This is a genomic window from Corynebacterium incognita, from assembly GCF_014217255.1.
GTDB lineage: Bacteria > Actinomycetota > Actinomycetes > Mycobacteriales > Mycobacteriaceae > Corynebacterium > Corynebacterium incognitum.
In genome coordinates this window covers 812,537-831,899 of the sequence record NZ_CP059404.1, presented here as the reverse complement: position 1 = coordinate 831,899, position 19,363 = coordinate 812,537, and the positions used below count along the sequence as shown (strand labels likewise).

Sequence of the window (19,363 nt, the reverse complement as noted above, 5' to 3'; positions counted from 1 at the left end):
CCCGCTGGAATCCTGTGGGATAATGGCCGTTATGCATGGCTACCTCCTGGTATCGATTTCCAGTATTTTCAACGACACCCGGAAGAATACGGCTAGCCTCATAAAATCCCTGGACAAAGCGGGGATTCCGGTGGCGCTGTTGGTGGCGCCGCATATCGACGGCAACTGGCACTTGGCCAAGGACCCCGGCACGCGCGAGTGGCTGCACGACCAGCGCGACGGCGGCCGGGAGCTCATGCTGAACGGCTTCGACCAGGCCGTGCAGGGCCGCCGCGCGGAGTTCGCCAACTTGGACACCCACGAGGCGAAGCTGCGTTTGGCGGGCGCCACCCGGCAGATGAGCTCGCTGGGCTTCGATTTCGATATCTTCGCTCCGCCGCGCTGGCGGATGTCCCCGGGCACGCTGGACGTGCTCCCGGAGTTCGACTTCGCCTTCGCGGCGTCGTCCAGCGGCGTCCACGAGCTGGCCTCCGGTGAGGTGCACGCGGCCCGAAACCTGTCTTTCGGTGAGGGCTTCGGCGCGGCCAAGTGGTGGCGTAAGAACATTATCCGCGCGGCTGAGCGCGGCGCCGGGCGCGGCAACACCGTCCGCCTCTCAGTGTCCGGTCGCAACCTTGACGACAAGAAGGTGGCCGCCGATTTCCTCCGCGCCGTGGAAAAGGCAGCCGCCGCCGGCGCTGAGCCCTCTACGTACTCCGGGGTTTTCGCGCGCTCCGTCAACGCCTAACTAGGCGCTTGTATGTAGCGCACTTGTACAAAACTGCGAGATCTCGAAATTTTCGCGCTGGAAAATCGAGATCTCGCAGTATCGTACAAGGCCCCCGCCCCTTGGTCGGCGAATAGCACAAGGGCGGTGAGACCCATCGTCTCACCGCCCTTAGCTGTGGGGTGTTACTTCAAGAACTTCCAGATGAGCTTCTGGACGTTACGAACCGGCGCGAAGACGCTGCGCGGCAGCGTGAAGCCGGACAGCGCGAAGCGATTGTTACCCGCGTAGTTGTCGTATGCCCATGCTGCGGCCGGGATAAGAGCCAGCAGCGGCAGCAGCCACAGGCCAGCGGAGGAACCGGTGGAAGAACCACTGGAGCCATTGCCGGATGGGGCCGGCTTGGTCTTGACGTCCTTGCCAATCTTCACGGTCTCGGTAGTGCCGTCGGTGTAAGTGACCTGGACGTCGCCGTTGTCGAGAACCTCAACAGCAGTGATGCCGCGGCCGTCCTTGCCATCCGTGCCATCGGTGCCGTCAATACCGTCAATGCCAGGCTCGCCCTGTGGGCCCTTCGCGTTGCCCACGATGGCGGCGGTGCCGTCGGTGTAGGTGACCTGAATGTCGCCGTTCTCCAGCACCTGGACGGCCTGCACGCCGCGGCCATCCTTACCGTCGGTGCCGTCCTGGCCATCTGTGCCGTCGGTGCCCGGCTCGCCTTGGTCACCCTTCTCGCCCTTGTCACCGGTAACCTTGCCCAGATCCTCGGTGGTGCCGTCGGTGTAGGTAATGATGAGGTGGCCGTCAGCGTTGATGGCGGTGGACTCGATGGAGCGCAGCTGCTCCTCCTCCAGCACGGTGATGGTGCCGTTGGTGGCCACCGCGTCGTCCTCGGTGCGTTTGACGGTGATTCCGGAAATCTCACCCGGGGTCGCGTCGGTCGGAGCCTTGACCTGGATAGCGCCGTTCTTGTATCCCAGAACTTCCCAACCTGCAGGCAGGCCGTCCACCGTCAGCGGAACCGGGAGGTCAGCCAAGGCGACCGGGGTGGCGTTCACACCGACTGCGAGGGGCTTGCCGTCGGCGTCGACCATGGCGTCGACAAGCTCCTGCGGCAGTGCCAGCGCGGCCTCACCCTCAGGGAGGACCTCAGCGGTGGCGTCGATTGAGGAGATGGCCGGGAGCTCCTCAGCAGACAGGGTGAAGCCCACCTTGACCGGGTCGTGGTCGGAGGAGCGGAACGGGGATGCGTCGTGGAAGTCCACGGTGTTGTAGCGGCGGCGGGAGTACTCGAACGCCACCGACTCGTCGGCGTTGATGTTCCACACCTGGGCGTCCTGCAGCTTGCCGGTGGCAATGTCGTTGGCCAGGATGTGGTCCAGGGATCCCAGCAGGCCGTCGAACTGGTAGGACGGATCCGCGCCGTAGGTCTCTGCAGGGACGGAGTAGCCGGCATTGCGGAAGACGCTGATGGCTTCCTCCATGGTGTAAGCGTTCAGGTCACCTATCACGAAGGTGGCCTTGTCCTGCCACTCCGGAACCTTGGCCAGGTGATCGAGGACTGCCTGGGCCTGCGCGTTGCGGACGTTAGGGTTGTTGCCCTGGCCGTCGCCCTGGTCGGCGTCGCCGCCTGTTACGGAGCCCTTGGACTTGAAGTGGTTGGCCACGGCCACGAAGGTTTCGGTGACCTTGGGGTCGGTGGACTTGAACTCCTGCGCCAGCGGTTCACGAGCGGTGCCGGTGAAGCGGTCATCGGAGAAGATCTTGGACTCGCCTTCCGGCGCGACCTTGTCCGGGTTGTAGATGAAGGCGGTGCGGATGACGTCGCCCTTCACCGGGATGTTGGACGGGGAGGGGACGTACTCCCAGTTGCCGCCGGCAGCGTTGAGGGCGGCGGTCAGCGCCTTGAGGGCATTGTCGCGGTCTGCCGCGTTGCCGGTGACGGCGTAGCCGTTTTCAATCTCGGACAGGGCGACGACGTCGGCATCGAGGCCGTTGATGGCGGCGACGATCTTTTCCTGCTGGTCGTTGAATGCTTCCTTGGTGTATGCGCCGCGGGTGGTGCCACGGTTGACGGTGACGGGGTTGCCGTGCATGTCGTTGTAGGAGGTGCCGCCGTACTGCTCGCCGAGGGAGGTGAAGTAGTTGAGAACGTTGAACGCGGCGATGGTGTAGTCGCCGGTCACGTCCAGAGCGTTGAGCTCAGCATCGCGGGAGTTCTCCCAGGTGATGGGGAGCTCAGCCGCGGTGTTGTTGCCGGTAATCGGCTGGGTGGGCTGGAAGCGCCAGAACTTGTGGGAGAAGCTGACCACGACCGGGTTTTGGAATTCCACCTGGTCGGTGGTGCGAATCGGCTTGATGGTGTTGCCGCCGTCCTGGGAGATATACGGCAGTGGAGTGGTCTTGTCCGACTGCATGTAGTTCTTGGTGCGGCCGTCGTCCAGGATGACGATGCGGTCCTGGTTGGACTTCTCCAGCTGCTTCAGAGGGGAGCTCGGATCGGTGTCAGGCTCGTGGACGTCGGAAGGCTGACGCAGTGCTTCCAGGCCGTCGGCCAGACCCAGCTCGCCGTAGGTGTTGAGCTGGTAGTTGTTGGTCACCGTGTGGGTGCCGGGCAGTACCAGCATGCTCTCGAAGGGCTCGCGGGCGGCGTTGCCGACAGGGAGCTTTTCAATCTCTACCGGTGTGACCTCGTCCAGCGGAGTATCCAGCTTGGAGATTGTCGAGGCGGTGAGCTGGGTATTGTCGTAGAACTCAGAGACCTTGCCCGCGACCTGTACGGAATCGCCCAGGGCCGGGTAGTCGGTGCGGGTGCCCATGTAGACGAAGATCGCGTCGGAGGCAGCGCCCTCGGCGGGTGCGGTTCCGCCAGTGCCGCCGGTCTGAATGGTGAAACCGTTGAGGCCGCCTTCCTTCCACACAGCGGTGACGACGCCTTCGGTGGTGACTTCGTTGTCCACCATGGGGGAAGCAGCGCCGGTGCCCTGGATGTCCGCGATAGGAGTGATCTCGCCGGTTGCTGGAGGGTCGGTCGGCTCGGTGGGGTCCGTGGGCTCGGTGGGGTCGGGCGGATCAGATGGGTTAGCGGCGGCGCCGGAGTTCTGCGGGGACGGGGTGCCGGTGGTGAAATCCGCGGAGTTGTTGTCCGTGTCCTTGCCGTCGGTGCGGGAGACGGAGGTGGAGTTCGAGGTGGCCGGGGCTGCGGTGCCTTCGTTGATGGAGGCGGAGCCGTAACCGACGACGTCAACCTCGGCGCCGGAGGCGTCGTAAAGTTTAACTGCACCGTTGGAGCCAGACATGGCCAGTCCGCCGTCAACGTCAGGGGTGGGCAAGGCCTCGGTGCCACCTGCGCCCGGTGCGCCCTGAATGAGGTAGTAGCCGCCTGGCTTGATGGTACCGGTCAGTGTCACCTTGCCGCCCGTGCTGCCCTTGGCAGAAAAGTACTCCACAGCCCATCCGTCGAGGGAAATGTCCTTGTCGGTGGGGTTGAACAGCTCAATGAAGTCGTGGGTGTAGGTGGCGCCGGAGTTGCCGCCACCGCCGTAGGCTTCGTTGATGACCGGTTGGGAGCCGTCCGGGGTCGCGAGAGCTTGCGGGATGTGGACGGCGGACAGGGCAGTGCAGGCGACAGTGGCCAGAGCTACTGCGCTGAGACGAGAACGTGACGAGCGCATGCTTCTAAGAACCTCTTAGTTTCAGGGAGATGGCAGGGAATTTTATGAAAAGGCGCGACCGACTGGGAATTAAGTCAACGCTTAACAAAAGTTGTATTACATGTGCGCAACGAACTCAGTCTGGGACTGTTGTCGCGCCTGCGGGTTTGTTCAGCGTAGGCTAAGAATTTTCGTTGTTGCCAACTTGTGTTTACGTCCGGTTAACTGAAAGAGGGGAATGCGGGGGTGAAGTGCTCACATAGGTGACATTTCATATATTGATAAACAAGTTGCACGTGATGCTATCGGGGGAAAGTGGGAGAAGGATAAGGATAATTATCATGCGCGGGGTCGCGTTCCATCTGGCGGCAATAGCTAGGAATCCACATGGGCCCAGTTAAAGCGCAGGGGCGGGGGCAATGTGTGATGGCCAAGGTGGGGAAATGTCGCCGCGACGTTTAAACTAAACGTCAAGTTGTCACCCACCAGCGAGTAAGGGAACCTTTCATGGCTAAAGTAGTTGTCAATGTAATGCCCAAGGCCGAAATCTTGGACCCGCAAGGACAGGCGGTTGTTCGCGCCCTGGGGCGAATCGGTGTTACCGGAGTTCAGGATGTGCGTCAGGGAAAGCGCTTTGAGCTAGAGGTGGATGAGACCGTCACCCGCGCCGATCTGGAGAAGATGGCGGAGACCTTGCTCGCCAACACCGTCATCGAAGACTTTGAGGTCGTCACCGAGCTCGCTGCTGACGACACGGAAGCGGGGGACAAGTAAGTGTCGGCAAAAATCGGAGTCATTACTTTCCCCGGCACCCTCGATGACGTCGATGCCGCGCGCGCCGTACGTCTGGCTGGCGCGGAAGCCTTAAGCCTCTGGCACGCCGATGAGGATCTGAAATCCGTGGACGCCGTAGTGGTCCCCGGGGGCTTCTCCTATGGTGACTACCTACGTTCTGGCGCCATCTCTGCGCTGGCGCCAGTCATGCAGCAGGTTGTTGAAGCTGCTGGCAAGGGCATGCCCGTGTTGGGCATTTGCAACGGTTTCCAGATCCTTACGGAGGCCGGGCTTCTCGACGGCGCGTTGACCCGCAATGAGGGGCTTCACTTCCACTGCACTGATACCTACCTCGAGGTAGCCAACAACACCACCGCCTGGACCACCGAGTACGAGCCGGGGCAGCGCATCTATGTTCCGGCGAAGCACGGCGAGGGCCGTTTCCAGGCGGACGCCGCCACCATCGAGCGTCTTGAGGGCGAAGGTCAAGTCGTCTTCCGCTACACCGAGAACTACAACGGCTCTATCAACGCCATCGCCGGCATTACCAACTCGACCGGCCGCGTGGTGGGCCTTATGCCGCACCCAGAGCACGCCGTGGATCCACTGACTGGTCCATCCACCGACGGACTGGGCCTTTTTGTTTCTGCCATCAACGCCGTCACGGCTGCCGTCTAGGAAGGGCATACGGAAAACAATGACTGTTCACAATGACACCGTTGACAACGCGAAGGCTACTGGCGATCAGACCCAGCCCTACGCCGAGCTTGGCTTGAAAGACGACGAGTACGCGCGCATTCGCGACATCCTGGGCCGTCGCCCCACCGACGCCGAGCTCACCATGTACTCGGTCATGTGGTCCGAGCACTGCTCTTACAAGTCCTCCAAGACCCACTTGCGCTACTTCGGCGAGACCATGACCGAGGAGATGGGGGAGAAGATCCTGGCCGGCATCGGCGAGAATGCCGGTGTGGTCGACATCGGTGACGGCAACGCAGTGACCTTCCGTGTGGAGTCCCACAACCACCCGTCCTACGTGGAGCCCTACCAGGGTGCCGCTACCGGCGTGGGCGGCATTGTCCGCGACATCATGGCCATGGGCGCGCGCCCCATCGCCGTGATGGACCAGCTGCGTTTCGGGCCTGCCGACGCCCCGGATACCTCCCGCGTCCTGCCAGGCGTGGTGGAGGGCATCGGCGGCTATGGCAACAGTCTGGGTCTTCCCAATATTGGTGGCGAAACCGTCTTTGACGAGTCCTACGCTGCGAATCCGCTGGTCAACGCCCTCTGTGTGGGCACACTCAAGGTCGAGGACCTCAAGCTGGCCTTCGCTTCCGGCACCGGCAACAAGGTGATGCTGTTCGGCTCCCGCACCGGTCTAGACGGCATCGGCGGCGTGTCCGTGTTGGCGTCCGAGTCCTTTGAGGACGGCGCCGAGCGCAAGCTCCCGGCCGTGCAGGTGGGCGACCCGTTCGCCGAGAAGGTCCTCATCGAGTGCTGCCTGGACCTCTACCACGCGGGCGTGGTCGTGGGCATCCAGGATCTCGGTGGCGCGGGCCTGGCCTGCGCCACCTCCGAGCTGGCCGCGGCCGGCGATGGCGGTATGGAGATCAACCTCGACGCCGTCCCGCTGCGTGCGGAGAACATGACCGCGGCAGAGATCCTCGCCTCCGAGTCGCAGGAGCGCATGTGTGCCGTGGTGGCCCCGGAGAACGTGGAGAAGTTCAAGGAAATCTGCGCCCACTGGGACGTCACCTGCGCGGAGATTGGTGAGGTCACCGACGGCGACCGCCTCATCATCCGCCACCAGGGCGACATCGTGGTGGACGCCCCGCCGGCGACCATCGCCGATGAGGCCCCGGTCTACGACCGCCCATACGCCCGCCCGCAGTGGCAGGATGAGCTGCAGAACTTCGGCGGCGTCGACAAGCCTGCCGACGCCGTGGCGCTCAAGCAGGCCTTCGTGGACATGGTGTCCTCCCCGGCGCTGTGCTCGCGCGAGTTCATCACCAACCAGTACGACCGCTACGTGCGCGGCAACACCGTCCAGGCGCACGGTGCCAACTCTGGTGTTCTGCGCATCGACGAAGACACCTCCCGCGGCGTCTCCGTCTCCGCGGACTGCTCCGGCCGCTACACCAAGTTGGAGCCGAACATGGGCGCCCGCCTGGCACTGGCCGAGGCTTACCGCAACGTCGCCGTGACCGGCGCGAAGCCGGTGGCTATCACCAACTGCCTCAACTTCGGTTCCCCGGAGAACCCGGACGTGATGTGGCAGTTCAAGGAGGCCGTCCACGGCCTCGCCGACGGCGCAGTGGAGCTGGGTATCCCGGTATCCGGCGGCAACGTGTCCTTCTACAACCAGACCGGCGATGAGCCGATTCTGCCCACCCCGGTAGTTGGCGTGCTGGGCGTGATGGATGACGTGCACAAGGCCATCGGTAACACGCTGGGCGTCAATGCCAAGGCCGGTGAAGAGGTGCTGATCCTCCTCGGTGAGACCAAGGACGAGTTCGGCGGCTCCATCTGGCAGCAGGTCTCCGGCAAGGGGCTCAACGGCTTGCCGCCGCAGGTGGATCTGGCCAATGAGGCCAAGCTGGCCGAGTTCTTCGTAGGAAATGAGCTGCTGACCGCGGCGCACGACCTGTCCGAGGGCGGTTTTGGCATCTCCGCGTTTGAGATGGCGAAGGGCTCCGGACGCAACGCAGGCGTGGGCATTGACCTCGACCTGGGCGTCGTGCACGACGATGCCTTCACTGCGTTGTTCTCTGAGTCCGCCTCCCGCGTCCTCGTGGCCACCACCGCCGCGAACCAGGACGCCGTGCTGGCGCGTGCGGCGGAACTGGGCATCCCGGCCGCCATCGTGGGTGCCACCAACGACACCGGCAACCTCACCGCCGGCGAGCTCGTGGTCTCCCTCGAGGAGCTCAAGCAGGCCTGGTCCGCCACCCTGCCCGAGCTGTATGGTCACGCCGTGGGTGCCAACTCCGTCGTGGAATAAGCCCTGACGCCTACAGGCCCGTACGACCACAAGGTACGTACGGGCCTGTTGCGTTTTTCAAGGGCCGAAACCTAGTAGAGCTAAAACAGTGCGGGGCGCAGCGTGGTCTCCCAGGACTTCTGCATGGCGTTCTCGAAGACGGGGAAGGTGTGTGCGCCGTCAGCACGGCGGAAGCGGTAAATGTCCACCCCGGCCTTGCGGGCGCGCTTGGTGTATTCCGTGGTCAACGCGTCCGAGGCGAACTCCGCCAGCATCGGATCCGCGTACGCCTTCAGGCCATAGCTTTTATCCAGTGGTCCGGGAACACCGCCGGCGGAAGAGACAAAGACCTTCGTGCCGTTGTGTGCCATCTTGTGCACGTTGCGCGCCGGGTCGTGCTTCTTCCACGCCGGGTTATCCAGGTATCCCCAGGCGTTCGCGGGGTTGGTCTTGCCCCATGTGAAGATGCCTACAGAAAAGAAGCGGCCCAGGGGCGAGGTGGTCACTGGGAAGCCGGAGTAGGACGCCGCGGCCACGAAGGTCTGCGGGTGGCGCGACGCGATATCCAGGGATGCCGAGCCGGACATGGATACACCACCTATCGCCATCTTGCCGTTGGCGTGGAACTCGTCCTTGAGCACCTGCGGGAGCTCCTTGGCGATGTAAGTCTCCCAGTTGGAGTGGCCTTCGATGTGGGGGTCGTCCTTCTTCCAGTCGGAGTAGAAGGAGTAGCCGCCAGCGAGCGTGGTCACCACATTGACTTCCTTGTTTTTGAAGAAGCCGGGGAGATCCGCGTTCTTGTCCCAGGTGCGCTGGGACTTCTTGCCGTGGGAACCCGGGAGCAAGATGAGCGATGGTCGCGGGGTGGTGCCCTTGGGGGTGATGATCCTGTTGGTCACCACCATGTCATTGGCCGCAGAGTACACCTTGAATTCCCACACGTCGTTGCGGGTGCCCTGGTTGGCTACGCGGAGTTTGCGCTTGGATACCAGGTGGGCGGCCTTGCCGGTGGTCGCGGGCTTATTGCCGCCGATTGTGGGCAAGTACTTCGACGAACCGTAGGGGACGTCCTGCGGAGCCGTGATCGAGGACTGCGCGGCGGCCGCGGCGACAAGGGGCGCCGGGGCGAATCCCGCGGCGTCGGCACACAGGGAGCCGGCGGTCAGTGCGGCGACGGCCAGCGGGCCGACGCAGCGGGCTGAGAGGACGCGGTTATGGGAGAAGTAGCTAATTTTCATTAGCTGGAGAGCTTAGCGCGTGCGCAGCGCAGGCGCCAATACTTTGTACCAGGCTTTGTGTAGAGAATGCTCAAAAATGCCATAGGTGTGCGAGCCGCGTGGGACGCGGTAATAGGTGAGATCCACGCCAGCGGCGCGGGCGCGGCGGGCGTAGCCATCTGTGAGGTGTCGAGACACTACCTCCGCACCGGCCATCCAAGTGTAGGCCTCCGTGCCGTAGTTCACGTCCAGGGGACCGGGGACCCCGGTGGCCGCGGAGACGAACACCTTGGTGTTGTGGCGGCGCAGGATGTGGACGTTGCGGGCGGGATCGTGGGCGGCCCACGCGGGATCGTCGAGGTAGCCCCAGGCCCGCATCGGGTTAGCGGTGGATTTGGCCATCACACCCAGAGCCACGACGCGGCCGAGAGGGGAACTGGTGGCAGGGAAGCCGGAGAAGGAGGCCGCGGCGTCGAAAGTCTGTGGATACTGCGCCGCCAGGTCGAGGGCTCCGGAACCGGACATGGACAGCCCGGCTACCGCCATGCGGTCGTTGGCGTGAAATTCGTCGCTGAGGACCTGGGGCAATTCCTTGCCCACGTACGTGCCCCAGTGAGACGTGCCTTCGATGGCGCCGTCGCGCTGCTTCCAATCCGAGTAGAACGAGAAACCGCCCGAGAGCGTGGTGAGAACTTGGACATGTTTGTTCCGGAAGAACCCAGGGAGGTCCGCGTGGGTTTCCAGGTGCGCTTGGACTTCTTGCCATCCGCGCCGGGCAGCAGGATAAGCGTGGGGCGCGGGGTGCTGCCCTTGGGGGCGATGAGTCGGTTGGTTACCACCATGTCATTGGACGGCGAGTAGATCTTCAGCTCCCACACGTCTTTGTGCGGACCTGCGTCCACGCCGTGTATCAGGCGTTTGGACACTAGCCGGGCGCGATCAGTGGAGTGGGGTTGGTTGCCGGTGCCGTCACCCACGGGCGGCAAATAGCGGCTGGAGCCGGGGCCCACCGCTGCTGGTTCATTGCCGGAGGAACCCTGCTCGGCGGCCGACACTGCAATGGGCGAGGCTGCGCCAATGGTCAGCGACAGAACGGCTGCGGCAAGGGCAGTAGCTTTCCGGTTCTGAAAGCGGGTCAGGATGGGGGAAGCGACTCGGCTGCCATCGGGATCGGCGAAAGGGGGTGGAAAGACGTACACATCTTGAATATAGACAGACCTATCGCCGGAATTGGAATTCTGTTACAGCGCGGTGAAAAGGGTGTAACCTTTCGGTGGACCTACGCAGCCGTAGGTTAACTTTTTGGAAGGGAAACCATGCAGAGCAGCGAATCCCCGCAGATGGTGCAGTACACGTTCTGGACCGTCAACCGCGGTCCCCGGCCGGTGACCCGCGGTTGGGTACACGTGGGCGGCGCCGCCGTGTCCATCTTCGCCTCCACCGCGCTTATCACCGTGGCGTGGATGGCGCTGGAGTGGTGGCACGCGCTCGGCGTGACGGTGTACGGGGTGGGGCTCACCGCGCTGTTTACCGTCTCCGCGCTTTATCACCGCTTCCCCTGGACCTCGGCGGACACCGTGCGCCTGTGGCGGCGCGCGGACCATGCGATGATCGCCGTATTCATCGCGGCGACGTACACCCCGCTGTGCTTGCTCGTCTTTCCACCTGATCAGGCGGCCTGGATACTGAGTATCGCCTGGATCGGGGCGCTGGGTGGGGTATTCCTCAACATGGTGTGGATCGAGCATCCCCGCTGGCTCGACGTGGTGGTGTACCTGGCGCTGGGCTGGCTCATCCTGCCTCTCATCCCGAGCCTGTGGAACAACGCCAGCCCCGCGGTGGTGTGGCTGTTGTTCGCCGGCGGAGTTATCTACACCCTGGGCGCTGTCATGTACGGCGCGAAGTGGCCGGGCCGCGAGGCCCGCTACTTTGGCTACCACGAATACTTCCACGCGGCCACGGTTATCGCGGGGATCGTGCACTTCATCGCCGTGTGCCTGGTGATCGCCGAGGCCTCGGCGCCCGCACGTGCGCTTCTCGACGGCTAGTCGTCCTCGGCGAACTGCGCCTCGTGCAGGCTGGCGTAGGCACCGCCCGCGGCGAGTAGCTCGGCGTGCGTGCCCTGCTCCACGATGCGGCCGGACTCCATGACGAGGATGAGGTCCGCGTCGCGGATCGTGGACAGGCGGTGCGCGATGACGAACGACGTGCGCTCGGCGCGCAGGGCATTCATGGCCTCCTGAACCAACACCTCGGTGCGGGTATCCACGGACGAGGTGGCCTCATCCAGAATGAGTAGCGCCGGCTGCGCCAGGAAGGCGCGCGCGATGGTGATGAGCTGGCGCTCACCGGCGGACAGCGAGCCGCCCTCGTTATCCACCTGGGTGTCGTAGCCGTCCGGCAGGGAGTGCACGAAGCGGTCCACGTACGTGGCCTTCGCCGCGGCGATGACTTCCTCGTCGGTGGCGTCCAGGCGGCCGTAGCGGATGTTGTCCATGATGGTGCCCTCAAACAGCACCGCGTCCTGCAGCACCATGCCCACCTGCGAGCGCAGGTCGTGGCGGGAGAGGTCGCGGATGTCCACGCCGTCGAGGCGGATGGCGCCGTCGTTGATTTCGTAGAAGCGCATGATGAGGTTGACCAGCGTGGTCTTACCCGCGCCGGTCGGGCCCACGATTGCCGCGGTCTGGCCCGGCTCCACCCGCAGGCTCAAGTCCTCGATGAGTGGTTTGTCCGGCGAGTAGGAGAAGTCAACGTCGTGAAATTCCACGAGGCCGCGGGAGCGGCCCGCGACCTCGGCTGCGGCGGAGTCCGGGGTCTGTTCCTCGGCGTCGAGAAGCTCGAACACGCGCTCCGCCGACGCCACGCCGGACTGCACCATCTGCATCATGCCGCCGAGCTCACCCAGGGGCTGGTTGAATTGGCGGGAGTACTGGATAAACGCCGTGGCGTCGCCCAGCGTCAGCGAGCCCGTGGCCACCTTGAGACCACCCAAGACCGCAATGGCCACATACGACAGGTAGGACACGAACTGCATGATTGGCATCATCATGCCGGAGAGGAACTGCGCCATGGATGAGGCCTCGAATAGCTCCTCGTTGCGCTCCGCGAAGGTCTCGCGGGCCTGGTCCGTGCGGCCGAAGATCTGCATGACCTCGTGGCCGGAGAAGGTTTCCTCCACGTGGCCGTTGAGTTCGCCCGTGGCCCGCCACTGCGTGGTGAACTGCTTCTGGGATCGCGCACCGATAATGCCGATGACCACACCGGTCAGCGGGATGGACAGCAGCGCCACGAGGGCCAGCTGCCAGGACACCCAGAACATCATGCCGGTGATGCCGATGATCATGAGCACGGAGTTGAAGGCCTGAGACAGCGCCTGTTGCAGTGCCTGTTGGACATTGTCCACGTCGTTGGTGGTGCGGGACAGGACGTCGCCGCGCTGGCGGGTATCAAAATAGGACAGTGGCAGGCGGTTAATCTTTGCCTCGACGTCCGCGCGCAACTGGTACACGGCCTTCATGACCAGGCGGTTGAGGATGAAGCCTTCCAACCACATGAACAGCGAGGACACCACGTACAGCCCGATGATGAGCGCGATGAGCTGGCCCAGGCGGTCGAAGTCGATGCCTTCGCCAGGCACGACCTCCATGCCGGATAACATGTCCGCGAAGGTGTTTTGGCCCTGGGCGCGCAGGCCCTCAATCACCTGTTCCTGGCTGACACCGGCGGGCAGGCGGGAGCCAATGGCGCCGGCGAAGATGACATCCATGGCGTAGCCGGTGACGCGCGGGGCGTAGACCGAGAGCACCACGGATAAGGTGACGAGAAGGAACACTAAGGCGATCTGTGCCTTGTAGGGGGACAGCAGCGAAAACAGACGGCCGGCCGCTGCACGGAAGTTCTTGGCCTTGCGCGGCGCCGAGCCCGACCACGGATCGGAGCCGACTTTTTCTTGCAATTCCAGGATGTCCTGATCGCTGAGCTCGCTGGTGGTGGAAGTATTGTTGGTCATGGCCTAGTTCTCCTGTGCTTCCAGCTGGGAATCGACCTGCGAACTGACAATGTCGCGGTAGGTGGGGGACGTGTGCAGTAGTTCCTCGTGAGTGCCGCGGGCGATGATCTCCCCGGCCTCCATGACCAGGATGTCGTCCGCGTCCATGATGGAACTCACGCGCTGGGCCACCACGATCATCGTGGCGTCAGCGACCACCGGCTTCAGTGCGGCCCGTAGCTTGGCGTCCGTGGACATGTCGAGTGCAGAGAAGGAATCATCAAACAGGTACACCTTGGGCCGCGCCACCAGCATGCGCGCGATGGACAGGCGCTGGCGCTGGCCGCCGGAGACGTTGGTGCCGCCTTGGGAGATGGGCATATCCAGGTCGGTGACAAAGCTCGCTTGCGCGGTGCGTAGCGCTGCCCACATGTCCTCCTCGGTGGCCTGGGGGTTGGCATAGGCCAGGTTGGAGCGCACGGTACCGCTGAACAGGTACGGTTTCTGCGGCACCAGGGAGACGCGCTTGACGACGTCGCGGTGCGCCATGTCCGTGACATCCACGCCGTCCAGGCGGACCGTGCCGGCGCTGGCGGTGTAGAGACGCGGGATGAGTCCCAGCAGCGTGGTTTTGCCCGCGCCGGTGGAGCCGATGATGGCGGTGGTGCGGCCCGGCTCCGCGGTGAAGGTGATGTCCTTGAGCACGGGTTCCTCCGCACCGGGGTAGGTGAAGGTGACGTGGTCGAATTCCACGACGCCCGCTTCGCGTTCCGGAATGATCGGGGTGGTTGGCTCCACGATGGCCGGTTCGCGCTGGAGGACCTCGGTGATGCGCTTAGCGCAGACCAGAGCACGCGGCAGCATCATGGCCATAAACGCACCCATCATGACCGCCGCGAGGATTTGGAGGAGGTACTGCAGGAAGGCGGTCAAGGCACCGACCTCCACGTCCCCGGCGTCCACGCGGTGGCCCCCGAACCACATGACGGCACCCGTGGCCAGGTTGAGGATGAGCATGATGACGGGGAACAGCAGCACGAAGAGGTTGCCGATTTTCACCGACAGCCGGGTGAGCTCCGCGTTCGCAGTCTCGAAGCGCGCGGTCTCGTGCTCCTCGCGGGTGAATGCACGGACCACTCGGATGCCCGCGAGTTGCTCGCGGAGGACGGAGTTGATGGCGTCAATATTGGACTGCTGGCCTTGGAACAGCGGCATTAGCATCGCGATGAGAACGCCCACTGCCGCTAAGAGCACGAGCACGCTGACGAGCACCAGCCAGGACATGCCTGGGTCTTCCTTGATCGCCATGATGACACCGCCCACCATCATGATGGGTGTCTGCACCATGAAGTTGAGCATCATCATGTAAGTCATCTGGACCTGCTGCACGTCATTGGTGCCGCGGGTGATGAGGGTGCCGGCGCCGAAGTGGCCGGTGTCCTCCGCGGAGAAGGACGTGACGCGGGCGAATACGTCGCGCCGAATGTCGCGGCCAGTGCCCATCGAGGTGCGGGCGCCGAACCACACCGCGATGCAGGCGGAGATGACCTGGACGAAGGCCACGGCCAGCATGATGCCGCCCATGCGCCAGATAAACGGGACGTCGCCACGTGACACACCCTCGTCGATGATGCGGGCGTTGAGCGAGGGGAGGTAGAGCGTGGCGATGGTGGAGATGGTCTGCAAGACTACGATCGCCACGAGCGCGCCCCGGTACTGGTGAGAGCGGCTAAAGATGAGCCGGAGGAAATCCATTGCTTCATCGTAGACCCGCGAGTGCACCCGCGACTACTTGTCGCGGACACGTCACATACTGGGCGAGGTGTGTCGAAAAGGGCTAGTCCAGGTGCTGGTTGCGTGGCGCCACGACCAGCGGCTTGGGTGAGTACTTGCCGCGCAGCTCGCGGAGTACCTGCGCGTGCTCGGCGAGCGTGATATCGCCCTCGAGCTTCGGGGTGAACTGCCGCGCCCCGACCGGCCGCCAGTCGCGGTCCATCGCCATGTACGACACGGTGGCGTGGATGGCGGTTTTCAGCGCGTCGCGGCCGCCGCGCGGATCACCAGAGCGCACGTGGATGGACATCTGCATCGAGCGCTCGTCGGTGCGCATCATGCGTGCATCCACCTCGATGAGATCGCCGATGTGGATGGGCTGGTAGAAGCGGATGCCGCCGGCATACACCGCGACGGTCTGCTCGCCGGACCACTCCATGGTGCAGGCGGTGCCGGCCTCGTCGATCCACTCCATGGCGGTGCCGCCGTGCACGTTGCCGCCCCAATTGACGTCCGTGGGCTTGGCCAGGAAGCGGTTGATGAGCCGCGGGGCCTCCGACGGGGCGTCGTAATCCTGCTTTTCCATTTCCGCCTCGATGGCCTTGCGCAGTTCAATGCGTGACTCCGCGGCCTCCGCCACGCGCGCGTGTTCGTCCGTCTCCGGAACGAAGGAAGGCACCGGGGTCGGCCGCCCTGTTTCCTGGTCTTTGGCCACGAAGATCACCAGGCAGTCACAGGCGCGGGTGAAGATGCCGTCGCGGGGGTCGGCCGAGAGGACCTCGTTGACGATGTGCATGGAGGAACGCCCCGTCATCGCGATGCGCGAGCGTACCTCCACCAGGTGGCCGGAAGGGATCGGGCGAGTGAAGTGAATATGCCCCACATAGGCGGTCACGCAGTACTTGCCGGACCACTGTACCGCGCAGGCGTACGCTGCCTTATCGATCCATTCCAAAACGCGTCCGCCGCCGATCCCCTGTGCGCCGGCCAGCAACTGATCGGTGGGCGTGGCCATGAAACGCAGGGTGATATTCGGTTTCTTGAGGTGCTCTTGCAACTGCGGGGTATTAGGCATGACCTTTAAGATAACAAGCTTTGTGGGCTAACGTGTCGGGGTATGAGAAAACAAGTTGACCCGGCGACAGCGCGCGCCGCCGTGCTCGCCGTGGCGGACTGGGTGCGCGACCCAGAGGGCGTCGACAAGCCTGGGCGCGCGGCACGTGCCGACGCCGTGCGGATGACGGCCCGGCTGCTGGAAAAGGATGCCCCAGGGCACTCAGTCGAGCTACGGGTGCCCCCATTTGTTGCCGTTCACCTCATCGATGGCCCCGCCCACACCCGCGGAACCCCTCCGAATGTGGTGGAAATGGATCCGCTGACCTGGCTGCGGCTGGCCACCGGTATCGATGACTTTGAGACGGCCACCAAGGACGGCCGGGTGGACGCCTCCGGAACCCGCGCCGCACTGGTCGCGGGCCTCCTGCCGGTGATTCCCCTGCACTAAGCGCCCCCACAGACGTTGGATACTAGGGGCAAACCGGCTAAGATCGACACCGTGCAAAAACATCAGCTGTCGAACCTTGACGATCACGGCGAGCAAGAACCACGCGAAGAATGTGGTGTATTCGGCGTCTGGGCGCCAGGGGAGGAAGTGGCGAAACTCAGCTACTTCGGCCTTTTTGCCCTCCAACACCGCGGTCAGGAGGCAGCGGGCATTGCAGTAGGCGATGACGACCGGCTGGTGGTTTTCAAAGACATGGGCCTAGTCTCCCAGATCTTTGACGAGTCCATTTTGGACTCCCTCCATGGCAACGTGGCGGTAGGCCACACCCGCTATTCCACCGCGGGCGGCAAAGAATGGTCCAACGTCCAACCGATGTTTGGCACCTCTCCTTCGGGCGTGGACATCGCGCTGTGCCACAACGGCAACTTGGTCAATTACCTCGAACTGCGCGATGAGGCGATGGAATGCGGCGTGATTAGCCCGGCAGAGCCACATGTCTCCGACACCATGGTGATGTCGACCTTGCTTTCCGACGGCGTGACGGACGAGGTCAGCGTGTTCGACTCGGCGCTCGACCTGCTGCCGCGTATCAAGGGCGCATTCTGTCTCACCTTCACCGACGGGCATACCCTGTACGCCGCGCGCGATTCCCACGGCGTCCGACCGTTAGTGCTGGGCCGACTGCCCCAGGGCTGGGTGGTGGCCTCCGAAACCTGCGCCTTGGACATCGTGGGTGCGTACTTCGTCCGCGAGGTCGAACCGGGTGAGCTGATCGCGATTGATGAGTCCGGCATTCGCTCCGCGCGTTTCGCAGAGACCACCCACCACGGCTGCGTCTTCGAGTACGTGTACCTGGCGCGCCCGGATTCCGATATCCGTGGCCGCAGCGTCAACGCCACTCGCGTGGACATCGGCCGTCGCCTGGCGCGCCATTTCCCGGCAGACGGCGCGGACCTGGTCATCCCGGTTCCGGAGTCAGGTAACCCCGCGGCCGTGGGCTACGCCCGCGAGTCCGGCATCACCTTCGCCCAAGGCCTGGTGAAGAATGCCTACGTGGGCCGGACCTTTATCCAGCCCACCCAGACGTTGCGCCAGCTGGGTATCCGCCTCAAGCTCAACCCGCTGCGCGAGGTCATCGCAGGCAAGAAGCTCGTGGTGGTGGACGATTCCATTGTCCGCGGCAACACCCAGCGCGCACTCATCCGCATGCTGCGCGAAGCCGGTGCCGCCGAGGTCCACGTGCGCATCGCCTCCCCACCGGTGAAGTGGCCGTGCTTCTACGGCATTGACTTCGCCAGCCCCGGCGAGCTCATCGCTAACGTCAATCCTTCTGACGATCCGGACGTGGTGTGCGAGACTATCCGTGAAGCCATCGGAGCGGACTCGTTGGGCTTCGTGTCCATAGAGGAGATGGTGGCAGCCACCGAGCAGCCCCGCGCGGAGCTATGCACCGCGTGCTTCGACGGCCACTACCCGCTGGGACTGCCCGCCGGTAACCCAAACGCCGAGGCCGCCCGCAAGCTCCTGGAAACACAAGACAAACCGCTGCCGAACCCCGCCTAGCTTTCCACCACACCGCAAAGGACACACCCCATGACTGAAAACGCTAAGCCCACCTACGCCGCAGCCGGCGTGGACATCGAAGCAGGCGACCGCGCCGTCGAACTCATCAAGTCTCACGCCAAGCGCGCCACCCGCCCCGAGGTGCGCGGCGGGCTCGGCGGGTTCGCTGGGCTGTTTGAACTGGGCAAGTACAATAACCCGATCTTGGCCGCCGGCTCTGATGGCGTGGGCACCAAGCTCGCGGTGGCACAGGCTATGGATAAACACGACACCATTGGCATCGACCTGGTGGCGATGTGCGTGGATGACCTCGTCGTGTGCGGTGCGGAGCCGCTGTTCCTGCAGGACTACATCGCCGTGGGCAAGGTGTACCCGGAGAAGGTGGCTGACATCGTGGGTGGCATCGCTGAGGGCTGCGTCCAGGCTGGTTGCGCCTTGCTGGGCGGCGAGACCGCGGAGCACCCCGGCGTGATGGAAGAGGGCGACTACGACGTCTCCGCCACCGCCGTCGGCGTGGTGGAAGCGGATGAGCTGTTGGGGCCGGACAAGGTCCGCGAGGGCGATGCCATCATCGCTATGGACTCGTCCGGTCTGCACTCAAACGGCTACTCACTGGCCCGCCACGTGCTCCTGGACACGCTGAAGCTGCCGCTGGACGGTTACATGGAAGAACTCGGGCGCACCCTCGGTGAGGAGCTGTTGGAACCGACCCGCATTTACGCGCAGGATTGCTTGGCGCTGGCCGCCGAGTGCGAGGTGTCTACGTTCTGCCACGTCACCGGCGGCGGGCTGGCCGGAAACCTCGAGCGCGTGATCCCGGAGGGCCTCGTGGCTGACGTGCAGCGTTCCACTTGGACGCCGGGGCAGATCTTCCGCACCATCGCCTCGCTGGGCAAGGTGGAGCTGGCCGAGATGGAGAAGACGTTCAACATGGGCGTCGGCATGATCGCCGTGGTGTCGCAGAAGGATAAGGATCGCGCCTTGGCTATGCTGACCGCCCGCCACCTGGAAGCGTGGGAACTCGGCGAGGTCCGCGCCGCCGAGGACTCGGACAACGCCCGCGTAGTCATGCACGGCGAGCACCCGAACTTCTAGTACGAGTGGCCGCGGCCAGTGAGAGCCGCATCCACGAGTAGTAGGAAAGACGACGAAGGCCGCGAGGAGAATTCCTCGCGGCCTTCGTTTGCTCTTGCCTAAGCCGC

Annotated in this window: 15 protein-coding genes; 8 read left to right on the top strand and 7 right to left on the bottom strand. The window is 64.0% G+C overall.

The annotated features are described in order from the left end of the window. Window positions 1–31 precede the first annotated feature (31 nt). Window positions 32–727, top strand: coding sequence for a DUF2334 domain-containing protein (locus H0194_RS03850; RefSeq protein ID WP_185176869.1), 696 nt, complete (start codon window positions 32–34; stop codon window positions 725–727). 164 nt (window positions 728–891) lie between these two features. Here H0194_RS03850 and H0194_RS03845 read toward each other — a convergent pair whose 3' ends face one another. Then, window positions 892–4,380, bottom strand: coding sequence for an ExeM/NucH family extracellular endonuclease (locus tag H0194_RS03845; protein ID WP_211996075.1), 3,489 nt, complete (start codon window positions 4,378–4,380; stop codon window positions 892–894). A 486-nt stretch (window positions 4,381–4,866) separates the two neighbouring features. Here H0194_RS03845 and purS point away from each other — a divergent pair, with 486 nt between their 5' ends. Genes purS through purL form a run of 3 tightly spaced genes read left to right on the top strand, consistent with a single transcriptional unit; the run spans window position 4,867 to window position 8,134 of the window. Further along, window positions 4,867–5,133 carry a phosphoribosylformylglycinamidine synthase subunit PurS gene (purS, locus tag H0194_RS03840; protein WP_185176508.1) on the top strand — a complete coding sequence of 89 codons (267 nt, stop codon included), beginning with the start codon at window positions 4,867–4,869 and terminating at the stop codon, window positions 5,131–5,133. Further along, the gene (gene purQ, locus H0194_RS03835) at window positions 5,134–5,811 is read left to right on the top strand and encodes a phosphoribosylformylglycinamidine synthase subunit PurQ (RefSeq protein ID WP_185176507.1); all 678 of its coding nucleotides are present in this window, start codon (window positions 5,134–5,136) and stop codon (window positions 5,809–5,811) included. A gap of 19 nt (window positions 5,812–5,830) precedes the next feature. Beyond that, window positions 5,831–8,134 (top strand): phosphoribosylformylglycinamidine synthase subunit PurL, encoded by a 2,304-nt coding sequence (gene purL, locus H0194_RS03830; protein ID WP_185176506.1) that lies wholly within the window; start codon window positions 5,831–5,833, stop codon window positions 8,132–8,134. An 80-nt stretch (window positions 8,135–8,214) separates the two neighbouring features. Here the strand turns inward: purL and H0194_RS03825 are convergent, their stop codons facing one another. Genes H0194_RS03825 through H0194_RS10965 form a run of 3 tightly spaced genes read right to left on the bottom strand, consistent with a single transcriptional unit; the run spans window position 8,215 to window position 10,529 of the window. Continuing rightward, complete coding sequence (locus H0194_RS03825; protein WP_185176505.1) at window positions 8,215–9,351, bottom strand: alpha/beta hydrolase; 1,137 nt, start codon at window positions 9,349–9,351, stop codon at window positions 8,215–8,217. A 12-nt stretch (window positions 9,352–9,363) separates the two neighbouring features. Continuing rightward, a complete protein-coding gene (locus H0194_RS03820; RefSeq protein WP_246389136.1) occupies window positions 9,364–9,960 on the bottom strand; it encodes an alpha/beta hydrolase in 597 nt (198 codons plus the stop codon). After that, complete coding sequence (locus H0194_RS10965; RefSeq protein ID WP_246389053.1) at window positions 9,867–10,529, bottom strand: hypothetical protein; 663 nt, start codon at window positions 10,527–10,529, stop codon at window positions 9,867–9,869. The genes H0194_RS03820 and H0194_RS10965 overlap by 94 nt, the downstream gene beginning before the upstream one ends. Window positions 10,530–10,646: 117 nt before the next feature. On the opposite strand from H0194_RS10965, the gene trhA reads away from it, so the two are divergent. Next, the gene (gene trhA / locus H0194_RS03815; RefSeq protein WP_185176504.1) at window positions 10,647–11,378 is read left to right on the top strand and encodes a PAQR family membrane homeostasis protein TrhA; all 732 of its coding nucleotides are present in this window, start codon (window positions 10,647–10,649) and stop codon (window positions 11,376–11,378) included. Here the strand turns inward: trhA and H0194_RS03810 are convergent. The 3 genes from H0194_RS03810 to H0194_RS03800 all read right to left on the bottom strand — a co-directional run bounded on the left by H0194_RS03810 (window position 11,375) and on the right by H0194_RS03800 (window position 16,169). Beyond that, window positions 11,375–13,342, bottom strand: coding sequence for an ABC transporter ATP-binding protein (locus H0194_RS03810; protein ID WP_185176503.1), 1,968 nt, complete (start codon window positions 13,340–13,342; stop codon window positions 11,375–11,377). The two genes, trhA and H0194_RS03810, sit on opposite strands and share 4 nt — an antisense overlap. Before the next feature lie 3 nt (window positions 13,343–13,345). Then, complete coding sequence (locus H0194_RS03805; RefSeq protein WP_185176502.1) at window positions 13,346–15,076, bottom strand: ABC transporter ATP-binding protein; 1,731 nt, start codon at window positions 15,074–15,076, stop codon at window positions 13,346–13,348. Between the two features lie 82 nt (window positions 15,077–15,158). Then, on the bottom strand, window positions 15,159–16,169 hold the full coding sequence (locus H0194_RS03800; RefSeq protein WP_185176501.1) for an acyl-CoA thioesterase: 1,011 nt from the start codon (window positions 16,167–16,169) through the stop codon (window positions 15,159–15,161). A 42-nt stretch (window positions 16,170–16,211) separates the two neighbouring features. On the opposite strand from H0194_RS03800, the gene H0194_RS03795 reads away from it, so the two are divergent. The 3 genes from H0194_RS03795 to purM are packed head-to-tail and all read left to right on the top strand — an operon-like array spanning window position 16,212 to window position 19,256. After that, entirely contained in the window at window positions 16,212–16,598 is a 387-nt protein-coding gene (locus H0194_RS03795) for a sterol carrier family protein (protein ID WP_185176500.1), read from the top strand. A 51-nt stretch (window positions 16,599–16,649) separates the two neighbouring features. Beyond that, window positions 16,650–18,161: an amidophosphoribosyltransferase gene (gene purF / locus H0194_RS03790; protein WP_246389052.1), complete on the top strand. Its 1,512-nt coding sequence runs from the start codon at window positions 16,650–16,652 to the stop codon at window positions 18,159–18,161. Window positions 18,162–18,191: 30 nt separating this feature from the next. Continuing rightward, window positions 18,192–19,256, top strand: a complete 1,065-nt coding sequence (gene purM, locus H0194_RS03785) for a phosphoribosylformylglycinamidine cyclo-ligase (RefSeq protein ID WP_185176499.1) — start codon at window positions 18,192–18,194, stop codon at window positions 19,254–19,256. Window positions 19,257–19,363 lie beyond the last annotated feature (107 nt).